Here is a 16,162-nt window from a genome sequence, read left to right on the forward strand (position 1 = left end):
TTTCTATTCTTCATGGTCTTTCCAATAATCTCTTATGCTGATTAACTGTGTTTTTGAAGCCTTCAGCATGCGTCTAGAGCCTTTTACCGGCACAGCAACCACCTGTTGCGGTAGATACAAAACTGTCTTAAAGATACGCTGACTGACCGTATCATCTTTAGCCAAATCTTTCTGGAAGTTATTTGAAATTATGGCATCCAGATAAAACTCATGTACCCGTTTTCCAAAGTTTTCAGCTGAAATCTCATACAATTTTGCTGACAAGGCATGCTCATTCATGTCTGGCGTTGCAATCAGGGCTTCTAAAATAGCTCCAGCTAAATCATGTTCACCGTAATACAAGGTTCCAAACATTTTATCACTGATAAGATTGTCCAGATAAGGATTTCCATGTGCAATGACAGGTGTTCCACTAGCCAAGCTTTCCAAGTAGGTCAAACCTTGCGTCTCACTTGTCGATGCTGAAATGAAGAAATCCGCCGCCTTATAATAAAGAGCCGTCTCACTAGGAGCAATCATGCCAGTAAAGATGACTGAGTCTTGAATCTCTAGTTTCTTGGCTTGCTCTTTGAGGTCATCCAGATAAGGACCGTCCCCAGCTACCACCAGTTTGACCTTGTCTTCTTCTTTCAGAACTTCTGCAAAGGCTGCAAGTACTGCTTGAATATTTTTTTCATAGGAAATTCTGGAAAGACTAAGCAACATCTGTTCATCATCCTGAATCTCTAGTTTACTACGCAGTTCTGTCAAATTTTCCTGCTTGATTTCTGGACGCTCAAACTTTGCTAATTCAATACCAGTTGGAATGACCCGTTTTTCAACCTTGACCTTATAGTCAGATAGCAAGTCTCGGACAATCTCACTCGGACAAATAACCCCATCCACATCATGCAAGAAACCTCTGACCAGATACTTGACCATACTAGGACGAATCAGCATTCCCTTGGCAATATAATGCACATAGTCTTCGTACTGGGTGTGATAAGTATGGATGACTGGAATTTTCAGTTCACGCGCAATCCAAATCCCCAACAAGCCAAGAGAAAATTCAGTCTGAGTATGGATAATATCTAACTGATACTGTTTGGCAATTTCAAGTGCCTTGCTGAAACCTCGATAGGCAAAGCGGCGATCCTTAAAAGCAAAGAAGGGAACACTTGGAATGCGGATAATTTGCCAATCTTCATAGCGATTGACATCCTTATCTGTCGTCGTAAAGATAAAAACAGCATGCCCCTGCTTTTCAAGTTCTGTTTTCAAGGTTCGAATACTGGTCGCAACACCTGAAACCTGAGGAAAATAGGTATCTGTAAATAAACCAATTCGCATAGATTACCTCACTTTTTACTTTCTCCCTAAAGCGGCTTGTTTCTCATAAAAGTCCAACCAGATTTGTAACAGATGCTCTTCAGAATACTCTCTAGAAATATTCTTAGCTTTTTCTTTCAAATCTTTTAAAGCAGCAGGATTCGCTTGATATTCCAGAATAGCTTCTTTCATCTCTTCTCTATCTGCTGTAGCCCGATAATCTCCCTCCAAAATTACCTTATAAAGATCTAAATCACGCAACATAATCGGAGCTTCACAACTGGCAGCCTCTAAAATCGTCATCGGAAAGAGCTCATTGTAACTAGGAAGCAAGAAAAGATCCGCTAGGGCATACAATTCGCGCATCCGCTCTGGCGATACAATACCTGGAAAAATCAAATTTTTAGGGGGATTTTCCATAATTTTCTTATAGCGTTCATAACCATCTGTCATGCCACCAAAAGAGAAACCACCCGCCCAGATAAAGGTAATGTGAGGTAATTCCTCAGCCAGACGGATAAAGTCATCAATTCCTTTGCGTTTCTGAACTTGCCCAGCACCTACTACGATAAACTGATTTTCACTAAGATCTAAATCTGTTCGCAGTCTCGCTACCTCTTCTTGTGGAAGGGGATGCCATTTTTCCTTGTTTACAAAGTTAGGAATATAGGTCACTTTTTCACGTGGAATACCAGCTGCCACCAAATCCTCAATAAACATAGGATTGACCACAACCAAGTGCTCCATCCGGTTGTAAAAAGAAAATACATAGCGTTTAACAATTCCCTTTAAGAAAAATGGAATTTTTAAACTCCCCTCAAGTGTATCAGGCAAGAAATGCACATAGCCTATTTTTCTCCCTGAGCGTTTCTTTTGGAATGTAGATAAATAATAGGGGAAATCAATCGTATGAAAGTGAGTCACATCTGCCTCGATTGGAAGATTTTCAGTAACAATCAGTTGGTCCTTGGCATCACGGTGAAGAAGACGAACTAATTCACGGTAGGCACCTGAAACGCCTTGTCCTGCTACTTTCTCACTTGAACTCAACATATTGATGCGTAATTTCTTTTTTTCCATAACTACTATTATATCATTTTCTTTGAATAAAATCAGCAAAAGAAAGGAGAGACTAGAGGAAAAGAGGGGAAATTTCCTCGCTCTTCCAATAGTCTCTCACATTCTTTTATCTATTTACTTAATGCCTAAGGCAATGCGGGCATAGCGACTCATTTTTTCAACCGTCCAGGCTGGATACCAGACTAATTTGACCTCAGTATCCGTTACTTCTGGAACCTCTGTCATGGCATCATAAATCTGATCCGTCAAAAGATCTGCCAGGGGACAACCCATAGTTGTCAAAGTCATATCAATCTCTGTTTGCCCTGTGTCACCGTCAAAACGAATCTCATAGATCAAACCAAGATTGACAATATCGATTCCCAACTCAGGATCGATGACTTCTTCCAAGGCTGTTAAAATGCGTGTTTTGATGTTTTCGATTTGCTCTTCTGTATAAGCCATATTTTCCTCACTATTAGTCTTCAATAAAATCACGAAGCGGTTTGCTGCGACTTGGTTGACGAAGTTTTCTCAAAGCCTTGGCTTCAATCTGACGGATACGCTCACGGGTTACATTAAAGACTTTACCTACATCTTCAAGGGTCCGCATTTTACCATCATCTAGTCCAAAACGTAGACGCAAGACGTTTTCTTCACGGTCTGTAAGAGTATCCAAGACCTCATCCAGCTGCTCACGCAAGACGATACGAGTTGTGTAGTCCACTGGATTTTCAATCACTTCATCTTCGATAAAGTCCCCAAGGTGGCTATCATCCTCTTCACCGATTGGTGTTTCAAGCGATACTGGCTCTTGGGCAATCTTCAAGATTTCACGTACCTTGTCAGGAGTCATATCCATACGTTCAGCGATTTGTTCTGGCGTTGGATCTTGTCCCAATTCTTGAAGGAGATTACGTTGTTCACGAACCAATTTATTAATGGTTTCAACCATGTGAACAGGGATACGGATGGTACGAGCTTGGTCCGCAATAGCACGAGTGATAGCCTGACGAATCCACCAAGTTGCGTAAGTTGAGAACTTGAATCCTTTAGAATAGTCAAACTTGTCAACCGCCTTCATCAAGCCCATGTTCCCTTCTTGAATCAAGTCAAGGAACTGCATACCACGGCCGACATAACGCTTGGCAATGGAAACAACCAAACGAAGGTTGGCTTCCGCAAGACGTTGTTTGGCTTCGATATCACCAGCTTCAACTGCTAGTGCCAATTCTTTCTCCTCTTCATTGGTCAAAAGAGGTACGACCCCGATTTCTTTCAAGTACATACGGACAGGGTCATTGACCTTAGCAGAAGTTGAACCAATCAAATCCTCATCGCTGAGTTCTGGTTCTTCTTCTGCACTAAGAACACGCGCACTTGGATTTCCTTCGTTATCTGTGATTGAAATTCCTGCATCCTGGATTCGTTGCAAGAGATCTTCAATCCCATCAGCATCCAAGGTAAAAGGAACAACTAGACTAGCATTGATTTCATCGTCTGTTGCTGTCCCTTTTTGTTTATGATTACGGATAAATTCTGCTACTTGTACGTCAAATGTTGTTACTTCTTTTTGTTTTGTTGCCATTATTACTCCATTCTTCTCTTTTGGGAAATTAAACGTTCCAATTCTTCTAGGGCTGTGTCTGTATCTCCTACATGGCTAGCTTCCTGCACCTTCTTTTTGATTCTCATATTGTCCTGATTCAAGAGAGCCTTGTTTCGAGTCATTTCTACTTCACTTAGTTCCTGCGGTGACATCTCAGCAGGCAAATCCTGACCTAAAACTTGGTACCAAGCTCTTTCAACTTCCTCTGTCTGTTCTGCTAGAACTTCTGGAGGAAGATTTCCATACTGGCCAAGCAAGCCATATAAGACCTGAAATTCAGGTGTATCAAATGCAAAGTCTTCTCGCAAGCGGTAATCATTCAAAACAAGAGGGGATTCCATCATTCGATAAAGTAGATGGGCTTCTGCCCTCATAATAGCCGATAACTGCTTGGTGACAGGCATAGTGATTGGCGTCGGTCTGGAAATTCCTTCCATGCGATTCTGCCTTTGCGCCTGACGACTCTCATTCACAATCTGCTCAATCTGGGCGTAATCAAAGGACGCCAAACTGTCAGCTAAAATATGAATATAACTGTTTTGAGCAGTGATAGACTTTTCTTGAACAATCAAGGGAGCTATTTTTTCAATAAACTCAATCTGAGCCTGCAGATTTTCACTATTTTCAGGTTTGTACTGGTGAATGTAGAACTCAATCGGACTAATACGAGTTTTCGTTAATAAATAGGCCAAGTCTTCTGGTCCATTTTTTTGTAGATAGTCATCTGGATCCAAGTTATCAGGCATGCTGATGATCTGCACAGGCATATCACCAATTTCGTCCAGCGCTTTCAATGTCGCAGCTTGCCCAGCCTTATCACCATCATAAACAAGAACCAACTTCTTCGTTAGCCTTTTCAGATGCTCAACATGCTCTCGACTCAAGGCTGTTCCCATAGATGCGACAGCGTTTTCGATTCCAGCCCGATAGGCTGCAATGACATCCATGAATCCTTCCATCAGATAAATCTCACTGGCTTTTCCAGAAGATTTTTTAGCCCTATCCATATGATATAATTCGTAACTTTTGTTAAAAATTGCAGTCGATCGGCTATTTTTATACTTAGAAGTTTGTGAATCCGTTTTCTGCCAGATACGACCTGAGAAGGCAATAACCTTTCCTTGGTCATTTGTCAGGGGAAACATAATGCGATTGTGAAAGGTATCTACAAATTGATTAGCATCCGAGAGATAAAACAGTCCTGAATCTAGGAAATCCTCTTCACGATACTGAGCAGACAAACGTTGATAGAGATAGTTTCGCTCTGGGGGTGCCAAACCAATCCGAAAATGCTTGAGCACTTCATCTGTCAAACCACGCTGATAAAGGTAGTTTCTGGCCTCCTCCCCCATGGTTGTTGTCATGAGAATAGCATGATAAAATTTGGCAGCATCTTCATGCATATCATAAAGAGCTTGGTGGGGTGAAGCTGGCTTCTGCTCACTATAAAGCGGTTTTTCCACCTCTATCCCAACACGCTGACCTAAGATTTGGACAGCCTCCATAAAGGGAACCCCTTGGTACTCCTCTATGAACTTAAAGACATCACCTGAGCGCCCACAACCAAAACAGTGGTAAAACTGCTTGTCCTCTACAACGTTGAAAGAAGGTGTTTTTTCACCATGAAAAGGACAGAGCCCTAGATAGTTCCGTCCTGCCTTTTGTAAAGAAATCACATCTCCTATGACTTCCACAATGTTGGCATTGTTTTTGATTTCTTCAATGACTTGTTTGTCAACCATACACAATACCTCCATGTTATCATAGTTTACTTTATATAGTATACTTTATTTCAGAAAAAAAGTAAACCATTTCACTCATTTTCCCTACTTTATTCAAAGAGTTGATAATAATCAGAGATTTTCATTTTTGCTTTTTCTTCTTGGTTCAAATCTTGGATAATTCGTCCTTCTTTCATGACAATTAAACGATTGCCATATTTGAGAGCATCTTCCATATGGTGGGTAATCATAAGCGCTGTCAGCTGATCTTTCTTGACAAATTCATCCGTCAATTCCATCAAGGCCACACTGGTCTTTGGATCAAGGGCTGCAGTATGCTCGTCTAACAAGAGTAATTCAGGACGCTTCAAGGTTGCCATCAAGAGACTCAAGGCCTGTCTTTGACCACCTGATAAGAACTCAATCGGTGTATTCAAGTGTTTCTCAAGACCATTTCCTACTTTTTCAATGGTCGCTTGAAATTCATCCTTGTAGCTAGCCAGTCGTCTCGGAAACAGTCCTCGTTTTTCACCACGAAACTTGGCAATCAAAAGATTTTCAGCTACTGTCATACGGGGAGCTGTCCCCATCTTAGGATCTTGGAAAACTCGAGACAGATACTTAGCCCGCTTCTCTGGTGAAAACTTGGTAACATCTTCACCCAAAATACGGATGGTTCCACTGGTTAATGACAAGGTTCCTGCAATAGTGTTAAAGAGAGTTGATTTCCCAGCACCATTTCCACCTAAAATCGTGATAAAATCCTGTTCAAAAATTTCTAAGGAAACATCATTTAAAATAATCTTTTCTTCATCAAAGCCATTTTTAACGATTTTGGTTGCATTTTTTAATTCTACAATTGCTGTCATTTGCTTAACTTGGCTCCTTTCAAGATGGTTTGCTTAAATGTTGGAATCATGAGGCAGACTGCTAAAATCAAGGCACTGTATAAACGAAGGTAACTTGTATTAAAGCCAAGCGCAATAACTGCCCACACTAAGAATTGATAAGCGATAGACCCGACAACGATGGCAACCAGACGTTCTGCCAAACTCAAACTCTTGAAGATAACTTCTCCAATAATCAAACTTGCAAGTCCCACAACGATAACCCCGATTCCTCGAGATACATCGGCATACCCTTCTTGCTGGGCAATGAGGGCACCTGCAAGGGCAATCACACCATTTGATAAGACCAAGCCCATGAGCTCCATGCGTCCAGTATGAATCCCGAAACTTCTAGCCATATCAGGATTGTCACCTGTAGCAATATAGGCTTGTCCGAGTTTGGTGTCCAAGAAAAAGAGCATGAGAACAATAACAAGACTGACAAAGATGAGACCTGTCAAGAGTTGATTCAAATCCGAATCAAAAGGCAAAACATCCTGAATTTGCTTGGTTCCAAGCAGGCCTAAATTGGCGCGTCCCATAATTAAGAGCATGATAGAGTGACAGGAAGTCATCACCAAAATCCCTGAGAGCAAGGTTGGGATCTTTCCTTTTGTATAAAGAAGTCCTGCTGCCATTCCAGCCAAACAACCTGCTCCTACAGCAACAAGAGTCGCTAAAAATGGGTTCACACCTTTCGTTATCAGAGTGACAGCAACAGCTCCCCCAAGAGGGAAGGAACCTTCTGTTGTCATATCTGGAAAGTTTAAAATCCTAAATGTCATAAAGATCCCCAGACCTAAAATAGCCCAGACAAATCCTTGAGAAATAATAGATAGTATCATCTGTTTCTTAACCTTTTCTATATGCTTTCTATTGTAAAAAATTGGAGGAGATGTCCCCAACTCCTCCATTGTAGATTATTCAATCACTTGTCCTGCTTCTTTTAGAACAGATTCAGGAATCGTAATACCTAGTTCTTGTGCCAATTTTTTGTTGATTACTGACTTACCAGTTGAAAAGACATTGACTGGAGTATCGGCTGGTTTTGCACCTTTCAAGACTTGCGCAATCATTTTACCTGTTGCCACACCAAGATCATGTTGGTCAACTACAACTGATGCCAAACCACCTGCTTCTACCATGGCAGTTGCACTTGGGTAGATTGGTTTTTTAGCTGATTGGTTGCTTGATACAACAGTTGAAAATGCTGATGCGATTGTGTTATCGATTGGAACCCAGATAGCATCAACCTTGCTAGTCATAACGTTAACTGTTGAAGCAATTTCATTTGTTGAAGGAACTGCAAATGTTTCGACTGTCAAACCTGCTTTTTCAGCATAAGCCTTAAATTCTTCTACCTGTGTTTTTGAATTGTCTTCGCTGCTTGAATAAAGAGCTCCGATTGTTTTCACATTTGGTGTCAAAGCTTTGATGAGTTCAACTTGTTGTTGAGCTGGGTTGTGGTCAGATACCCCTGTAATGTTGCCACCTGGTTTTTTCAAATCTTTGACCAAGTTAGCTCCGATTGGGTCTGTAATAGCGGCCATGATAACTGGTAGGTCTTTTGTGGCACTAGCCAAACCTTGAGCAGCTGGTGTCGCAATACCAACCACAAGGTCATTCCCATTTGCAACCAATTGTTTACTCATTGTCGCAACCTTACTTTGGTCACCTTCTGAGTTCATAAAATCGATTTTAACTTGATCATCTTTATATCCTTCTTCTGCAAGTCCATCTTGGATCCCTTTATAAATCAAATCAAGAGATGGATGGCTCACAAACTGAAGAACACCAACTTTGGCAACTTTCTTCTCATTCTTAGCTTCTGGTTTATTCATTGAAGAATAAATCAAGCTTCCTGCTACTAAGACTGCTAATGCAGCGATAATTCCAATTAAACGTTTATTTTTCATTCTATTTCTCCTTTTTATTCCTTTAAAATACTTCACTTATCTAAACAAGCGACGCCATCGTTTTCTTTCCATACTAACCTCCATCAAAAAAGTCCTCACACAAAAAACTTGTGTGAGGACGTCGATGCGCGGTACCACCTCAATTATAGGGAATTTCCCTATCGCTCTGTCTCGCAATAACGAGATGCACTGTAAGGTGTGCTCACCGAATTTTTATGATTTCAAATTCTAAATAACATTCAGCCCAATTTTCATCATCATCACTTATCTGTTTTCAGCTACCACAGACTCTCTAAAAAGTTTATATGATTACTTTTCTGAATGGTTAAATTATATCATTTTTCAACTACTTGTCAAGACTCTTTTAGCATTTTTTTGAACTATTCAAAAACTTCCCCTATTGAAAAGAGGAAGTTTGAAAGGTATCAGCCTGAATTACGCAATCCTGTCGCAATTCCGTTGATGGTTGTATGGATTAATTTTTCTTGATCGCTTGATAATTCTCCACGACGTTGACGTTTAATCAACTCCAACTGGATATAGTTAAGAATATTAAAGTAAGGCATACGGTAATCCAAACTTGCTTTTAGATATGGATTCTCAGCCAAAAGTTCATCATAACCTTCAATAGCCAAGATGACTTCCTTGGTAACTTGCCATTCATTTAGAATAGTCTCATAGATTGCTTTTACTTCTTCATCCTCACACAGTTTGGCATATTCAAAAGCAATGTTCATATTTGATTTTGACAAGACCATGTCGACATTTGAAAGAAGCGATTGGAAGAAAGGCCAATTTTGATACATATCTCGTAGGATAGCGATATTCTCTGGATTTTTATCGATAAATTCCTTGAAGCTTGAACCAACCCCATACCAGCCAGGGAACATGACGCGACTTTGCGACCATGAGAAGACCCAAGGGATGGCTCTCAAACCACCGATTTCAGTAATAGTCTTACGAGCGGCTGGACGAGAACCAATGTTAAAGCTTGAAATAGCCTTGATTGGACTTGACTCGAAGAAATAATCATAGAAATGATCATTACCAAAGACCAAATCACGGTAGATATCGTAACTACGGTCCACTACTTGGTCCATAATAGCTTCATAACGATTTGAAGTATTTGTATCGCTCTTCTTCTGCGTAATCATACGGTTAATGGCTGCAGATACTAACATTTCAAGGTTATAGTAAGCAGCGTCTTTGTTACCGTATTTATTCCCAATTACTTCACCCTGCTCCGTCAAGCGGATACGATCCTTGATAGACTTGAGCGGTTGAGATGTGATGGCTTCATAGGTTGGTCCACCACCACGACCGACAGTCCCACCACGGCCATGGAAGAAGGTAACCTTAACGCCAAATTCATCTCCAATAGCAGTCAATTGTTGTTGAGCCTTGTAGAGGGTCCAACATGATGATAGGTAGCCACCATCTTTATTACTATCAGAGTAACCAAGCATGATTTCTTGGTAGTTATTACGTGAAGCAATCCATTTCTTGGCAAGAGGAAGTGAAAGATATTCTCTCATGGTTTCTTCTGAGTGATCCAAGTCCTCGATTGTTTCAAAGAGAGGAACGATTTGGACACGGGCTCTTTCTTTATCAACTAGCCCTACTTCTTTTAGCAAGATAGCCAATTCCAGCATGTCTGATACGCTAGTTGCATGTGAAATAATGGTTTGACGAATAACATCATCACCCAACTTATCTTTCAACTTACGAGCAGCCTTAAAGATTGCTAATTCTTTTTCAAGTAACTCTGATTTTTCAACGTGAGTGGCAGAAAGAATACGTGGATCTTCTTCTAATTCTTTCAAAAGAAGCTGGCATTTTTCTTCTTCACTTAGTTCGCTATAATGAGAATGAATACCTGCTGATTTCAAGAGTTCAGCTACACAGGCTTCATGAACACTAGAATCTTGACGCATGTCAATAGATGCCAAATAGAAACCAAAAATTTCAACTGCCTGAATCAGCTCAACAAAATCACCAGAAATCAGTGCTTCACCCTTGTTTTCCAAGAGGGAATCACGGATGGTAATTAAATCTTTATAAAAATCATTAGCTGTTTCATAGCGAGCCCCAACTTCCTTATCCTCAATCAGATAGGTTTTTGTTGCTTGGATTTTTGATTGAATATCAAACAAGGCACGGCGGTAAAGTTCTTTTTCACGATAAATCGAGTTATCCTTGGATTGACGAGCCATTTCTCTGACTTGCTTACTCACATTGACAATACTGGTTGAGAGAGAGAATTCACGATAAAGTTGGTAAATCTTTTCATCATAGTAGTTCATGATGACTTCACACTGGGTCATAGCAGATTGTTTCAAGGTATCTGCTGTAACAAAAGGATTCCCATCACGGTCTCCACCAATCCACATTCCCATGGTAATTGGTTTAGGATGTTTCAACTCCAAGCCATGTTTTTTAGCCAGACGCTTGTACTCAGCAGTCAAATGAGGAACAGCCTTCAGGAATGAACTATTGTAGTATTCCATAACATTCGTGATTTCATTGGTTACTTTCAATTTCTTTTCACGAATCATGTCTGTCTGCATGATAATCTCAATGTAACGACGGAGATCATTATGCCATTTTTCCTTATTAATCAAACCTAATTTCACATCACGATACTTACGCAAGAGGGTATGGATATGATTGGTCAAATCCAACATACTCTTACGTTGCACTTGTGTTGGATGGGCTGTCAAAACAGGGACAACATTCAAGTGTTCTAGAATTTCAACCGCATTTTCTTTTTCTGCAACCATTTTGATTGTTGCTGATAATTTTCCAAGATAATCTTGATCAATATTATTTTGGTGGTTGATTTCATAGGCCAAATCCACGTCTTCTGAAATATTAATCAAGAGAGGCAAGATAGAGAAATAGCGTGAAATATAAGCCATTTCATCATTTGTCAGACTAGTAACCAATTGGTTCAAGCCTTGATAATCTTCTTGAGTTGATAATTCTTTCAACTCCATGATTTTTTCAAAAGTCTCTGGGGCAAGCATATTTTTAGTGATATCTTCTAACAATTCTGTTAAAATCAATACTTCTTCTTGCACGACAGCTTTATTACTATAGTTTTCTAATTTTTGAAGAGACATAGGTAATCCTTTCCACTCTCAGCTCTACATATAGTTTGATGAGTGAGCTTCTAACTCCTCATACAATTGGGCACGTTTTTCACTTGCATCAATATTTAAGACAAAGGCGATGGCTACAGACAAGACCAGAAGACTATTCCCTCCTTGCGATAAGAAGGGGAAGGTAACTCCCGTTGAAGGAATAATACCAGAAATTCCACCGATATTGACAAAGACCTGGACCAACATCATACCACCAACCCCAATCGCCATCATAGAATTAAAGGGATTCTTAGCACGAATACCGACTAGGATAATTCGCAAAATAAGGAAAAAGACAAGTGCTAAAATCAAGCTGGCTCCCACAAATCCAAACTCTTCAATGACAATTGAAAATACAAAGTCTGTATGGGCCTCTGGTAAATAGCCTCGTTTTTCGATTGAATTTCCTAAGCCTAGTCCAAACCATCCACCATTTACCATGGCAAAGTAAGAATTTGCAAGTTGGTGGCCAGCTCCTGCCAAATCGGCAAAGGGATTAAAGTAGGCACTGAAACGCTTGGCAACGTAACCAAATACTGGAACTTTTGAAAACTTTTCAACCCCAATCATAGAAATAGCTGATAAGGATAGGGCTGAAACTCCAAACAATACACCAATAAATGCTATAAACCAACGATGAGCAATTCCACTAACTGTATACATAATCAAGGCTACCAAAGCTAAGATCGTAGCATTTCCCAAATCTGGGAAAATAGCCAAACTTCCTATCATTACCAAGAGGACAAAGCGCCAATCATTAAAAGCACGAGGAATCCATTGATTTTGAGTTAAAACTTGGAAATCGTAAATACCAATTTCATCCTGTTGTTTTGAAAAACGCTGAGCCAAGTACCAGACGATGATAATCTTCAAATACTCAGCTGGCTGAATGGTCAAAGGTCCTACTGAAATCCAACCATAGGCTCCATTGACTGGTGTACCAATTAAGCGAGCCAGAGCCAAAAGAATCAGCTCAACAAACATAACAATAAATAAAAGTCGTTCTTTTCTTAAAAAATTCAGTTTCAGCTTATATATCAAGGCAATCAATATTAAACTAAATACCCAAAACATTCCCTGACTTCGAACCAATTGCAGGGCACTTTTACCTTCTTCGATTAGAATGGCACTGGTTGTAGAATAGACTACAATCAAGCCCAAAATAGATAAAAGTAAGTAAGGAACTAGGATAGAATAGTTTAATAGGTGCCTCTTACTAATCTTCATAGTATCACCAATCTAATGAGAACAAAAGAAATTATTCCCAAATTCCGTTTATTTTCTAGTTTTGATTGCTATTATACCATTTTTTCCGAAAGAAAAAAACTCTTACCCTTCAGATAGAAGATTTTCTCATAAGAAAAAGAGCACTTGGCTCTTTTCTGTTTTATTCTTTTGAAGAACTGCTTGAGCTTGAATCTCCACCACCGATATATTGAGTGAAGATATTTTGGAAGGCTTGATCTTTAACCTTGATATTAGCTGCTTGCAATTCTTTTCCGATAATGCTTTGAACAAATGATGCATCATTTTGTTTTTGAGTTAAGATAACAGTTTTTAATTTTTCTTTATAGTCATCAATATTAGATGATTTTTCTGTTTTCTTAGTGAGTTTTACAATGTAATATTGGCTGCTGTAGGCTTGTGTTCCAGTAACACTAATCACATCAGAAACCCCATTCACTTCTAAAGCGAAAGCTGCTTTCTTAACTTGATCTGGTACTTCTGTTGAAGCTGAATCAAAGGTGATTTCTCCACCGTTCGCTTTGGTTTTTTCATCAGTTGAGTTATCTTTAGCTAATTGAGCAAAGTCTGCATCACTAGCTTTTGCTTTTTCAAGAATTTCTTTAGCCTTGTCCTCATTGTCCAAACGAATGATTTGCGCAGTTACATCTGGAGTGTATTCATCAAAGGCTTTCTTATAGGCATCATCTGTCAATTCAGCTTCTGCTGCTTTCTTAACTGCCAACTCAACTAATTTACTTGTACGAATTTGAGCCTTACGTGTTTCAAGCGTCATTCCTGCTTGTGACAAAACACGTTGGTAGTTCTCACCATATTGTTTTTCTTCTTCTGCAATCGTGTCATTGACTTCTTTGTCATCTACTTCTGAACCGTATTGTTTCTCAAACACTTTTTGGATGGTCAAGTTCAACAACACTTGTTGGGCTGAAGGGTTGCTTTTCACTTGCTCATAAAATTGATGTTCTGTAATGACATCCCCTTTCATGCTGATAAGGTCTGCCCCTTCTGAACCTTTCGAACAAGCTGCTAAAGTTGCTACTGATAATAGTGTAATGGCACCTGCCAATAATTTTTTCTTCATGTCTACTCCTTTGAGATAAGTGTTACCCTATCTATTTTACTATATTTTCTTAAATTTTTCTGAAAATTATTCGCTGTCAGGCAATTGAACATCTGCTACATTTTTACGAAGCATAAGAATGCCGTCTCCCAGAGGAACTAGTGTTGCGGTGAGTCCTGGATTATCTAAGGTTGCGTCAAATAGTCTTTGAAGTCCTCTGTAAATAGTTCGCTGACCTCGACGGACTTCCATTATATCCTTGGCAACATCACCACCTTGGAAAATATCATCCAAGACAACCACACCACCAACTTCCAAATGTTTGAGGATTTCTGGCAGAAAGACGATATATTTAGACTTGGCAGAATCCATAAAGACAAAATCATAGGACTCTGTCAAGGTTGATAAGACATCTACCGCATCTCCTTCTAGGAGAGTAATTTGCTTGCGACTGTCAAATTGAGCAAAATTTTCCTTGGCAAAACCAATCATTTCTGGATTGCGGTCAATGGTTGTAATCTTGGAATTTGGCGCATGTTCTGCCATCAAGAGGGCTGAAAAACCGATAGCCGTCCCAATTTCCAGAATGTTTTTAGGTTGCATGGTTTCCATGAGAAAACGGAAGAAAGCAACCGTTTCATGAGGAATGATGGGAATATTTTCCTTGCGAGCAAAGTTTTCCAATTCTTTCAAGGAACCTGTGACTTGCTTTTGACGCTGGCGCATCAAGTCCACAATTTCTTCCTTGACAACAGGACGACGCATATTATGGTTGGCGTTTTTACTATACGATTCAACCATCTTATGCTAATCCTAATTTTTCAACAAGAGCTTCAAACTCATTTAAACGACGTTCAAAGACTGCAAAGGCATCGTTGAGGTAGTCTTCCTTCTCCATATCAACACCAGCTTTTCTCATGACATTAAGTGGATAGTCAGATTTGCCTGCCTTGAGGTAGTCGATATAGCGGTCACGGTCTTCTTGACTACCATGAACAATCTTTTCAGCCAAGGCTGAGGCTGCTGCAAAACCAGTTGAATATTGATATACATAGTAGTTATAGTAGAAGTGTGGAATGCGAGCCCACTCGTATTGGATTTCAGGATTGTCTTCCTTACTCAAACCATAATACTCCTGGTTCAAGTCTGCGTAGAGTTTATTTAGGAAATCGCTTGTCAAGACTTCTCCATTTTGGTCCGCTTGGTGGATAGCGTGTTCAAACTCAGCAAATTGAGTTTGACGGAAAACTGTTCCACGGAAACCATCTAAGAAGTTATTGAGAATAGCAAAGCGCGTTGCATCGTCTTCCACTTCTTCCAATAATTTCTCCGTCAAGATATTTTCATTGGTAGTTGAAGCAATCTCAGCCAAGAAGATAGAATAATCTCCGTAAACATAAGGCTGCGTTTCACGAGTATAGCTTGAGTGCATACTGTGACCTGTTTCATGGACAAGGGTAAAGAGATTGTCTAGATTGTCCTGCCAGTTAAGGAGCATAAAGGCATTGGTATCGTAAGAACCACCAGAATAGGCACCTGAACGCTTGCCTTGATTTTCGTAAACATCAATCCAACGCTCGCTGAAGGCACGTTTAACACGGCTCAAGTAATCCTCACCCAAGACTGCCAAGGCCTCTTCTGCCTTTTTCAAGGCTTCTTGGTAGGTGAAACTGTATTCAACAGATGAAAGCGGTGTGTAGACATCGTACATCTTGAGGTCTGAAATTCCCAAGATTTTTGAACGAAGCTCAAGGTAACGATGTAAGAGTGGCAAGTGCTTGCGAACTGCTGCTACTAGATTGTCATAAACACTCTCTGGAACAAAATTTGCTGCTAGGGCTGCATGACGAGCACTCTGGTAGTTACGAACCTTGGCACGGTAGTTTTGCACCTTAACATTTGTCTGCAAGGTTTTGGCATAGGTGTGTTGGAATTGTTCGTAAGTCGCATAAAGGGCTTGATAGGCACCACGGCGCACCTCACGATTTTTAGACTCCATCAGACGTGTGTAAGTCCCATGAGATAGCTGAACTTCCTTACCATCATCGTCGAGGACATAAGGGAACACAATATCCGCATTGTCCAAGATAGCGAAGGTTTCACTCGCCGAACCAAAGATTTCTCCAGCTCCAGCCAATAATTCTTCTTCACGTTGTGAGAGAACGTGATCCTTGCCTTGCAAAAGCTTGTCAAAATAGTGTTGATAAACCTGCA

At 40.1% G+C, this 16,162-nt stretch carries 13 protein-coding genes and 1 other annotated feature; all 13 genes read right to left on the reverse strand.

Translation table 11 applies throughout. The features are described 5' to 3' along the window. Window positions 1–3 precede the first annotated feature (3 nt). Window positions 4–1,329, reverse strand: coding sequence for a glycosyltransferase family 4 protein (locus RYK12_RS07250; protein ID WP_314848132.1), 1,326 nt, complete (start codon window positions 1,327–1,329; stop codon window positions 4–6). Between the two features lie 15 nt (window positions 1,330–1,344). After that, window positions 1,345–2,388, reverse strand: coding sequence for an alpha-galactosylglucosyldiacylglycerol synthase (gene cpoA, locus RYK12_RS07255; protein WP_314848135.1), 1,044 nt, complete (start codon window positions 2,386–2,388; stop codon window positions 1,345–1,347). Between the two features lie 114 nt (window positions 2,389–2,502). Then, the gene (locus RYK12_RS07260) at window positions 2,503–2,832 is read right to left on the reverse strand and encodes a metal-sulfur cluster assembly factor (RefSeq protein WP_000331929.1); all 330 of its coding nucleotides are present in this window, start codon (window positions 2,830–2,832) and stop codon (window positions 2,503–2,505) included. Window positions 2,833–2,845: 13 nt separating this feature from the next. Next, a complete protein-coding gene (rpoD, locus tag RYK12_RS07265) occupies window positions 2,846–3,955 on the reverse strand; it encodes an RNA polymerase sigma factor RpoD (protein WP_000201905.1) in 1,110 nt (369 codons plus the stop codon). A 2-nt stretch (window positions 3,956–3,957) separates the two neighbouring features. Further along, window positions 3,958–5,718: a DNA primase gene (gene dnaG / locus RYK12_RS07270; protein ID WP_314848138.1), complete on the reverse strand. Its 1,761-nt coding sequence runs from the start codon at window positions 5,716–5,718 to the stop codon at window positions 3,958–3,960. A gap of 89 nt (window positions 5,719–5,807) precedes the next feature. Beyond that, entirely contained in the window at window positions 5,808–6,566 is a 759-nt protein-coding gene (locus RYK12_RS07275; RefSeq protein ID WP_173307001.1) for an ABC transporter ATP-binding protein, read from the reverse strand. After that, the gene (locus RYK12_RS07280) at window positions 6,563–7,429 is read right to left on the reverse strand and encodes an ABC transporter permease (protein WP_153219592.1); all 867 of its coding nucleotides are present in this window, start codon (window positions 7,427–7,429) and stop codon (window positions 6,563–6,565) included. The genes RYK12_RS07275 and RYK12_RS07280 overlap by 4 nt, the downstream gene beginning before the upstream one ends. Before the next feature lie 75 nt (window positions 7,430–7,504). Further along, complete coding sequence (gene trpX / locus RYK12_RS07285) at window positions 7,505–8,500, reverse strand: tryptophan ABC transporter substrate-binding protein (protein ID WP_000792150.1); 996 nt, start codon at window positions 8,498–8,500, stop codon at window positions 7,505–7,507. Window positions 8,501–8,611: 111 nt separating this feature from the next. After that, window positions 8,612–8,829 (reverse strand) — a binding site (T-box leader). A 96-nt stretch (window positions 8,830–8,925) separates the two neighbouring features. Next, window positions 8,926–11,622: a phosphoenolpyruvate carboxylase gene (ppc, locus tag RYK12_RS07290; protein ID WP_219966562.1), complete on the reverse strand. Its 2,697-nt coding sequence runs from the start codon at window positions 11,620–11,622 to the stop codon at window positions 8,926–8,928. Window positions 11,623–11,646: 24 nt separating this feature from the next. Next, the gene (gene ftsW / locus RYK12_RS07295) at window positions 11,647–12,870 is read right to left on the reverse strand and encodes a cell division peptidoglycan polymerase FtsW (RefSeq protein ID WP_314848144.1); all 1,224 of its coding nucleotides are present in this window, start codon (window positions 12,868–12,870) and stop codon (window positions 11,647–11,649) included. A gap of 160 nt (window positions 12,871–13,030) precedes the next feature. After that, complete coding sequence (gene prsA / locus RYK12_RS07300; protein WP_314848146.1) at window positions 13,031–13,969, reverse strand: peptidylprolyl isomerase PrsA; 939 nt, start codon at window positions 13,967–13,969, stop codon at window positions 13,031–13,033. 66 nt (window positions 13,970–14,035) lie between these two features. Beyond that, a complete protein-coding gene (locus RYK12_RS07305; protein ID WP_314848148.1) occupies window positions 14,036–14,749 on the reverse strand; it encodes an O-methyltransferase in 714 nt (237 codons plus the stop codon). A 1-nt stretch (window position 14,750) separates the two neighbouring features. Beyond that, the coding region (gene pepF, locus RYK12_RS07310; protein ID WP_314848150.1) for an oligoendopeptidase F at window positions 14,751–16,162 on the reverse strand (1,412 nt) is incomplete at its 5' end.

The sequence above is a fragment of the uncultured Streptococcus sp. genome (genome assembly GCF_963518475.1).
Taxonomy (GTDB): Bacteria; Bacillota; Bacilli; order Lactobacillales; family Streptococcaceae; genus Streptococcus.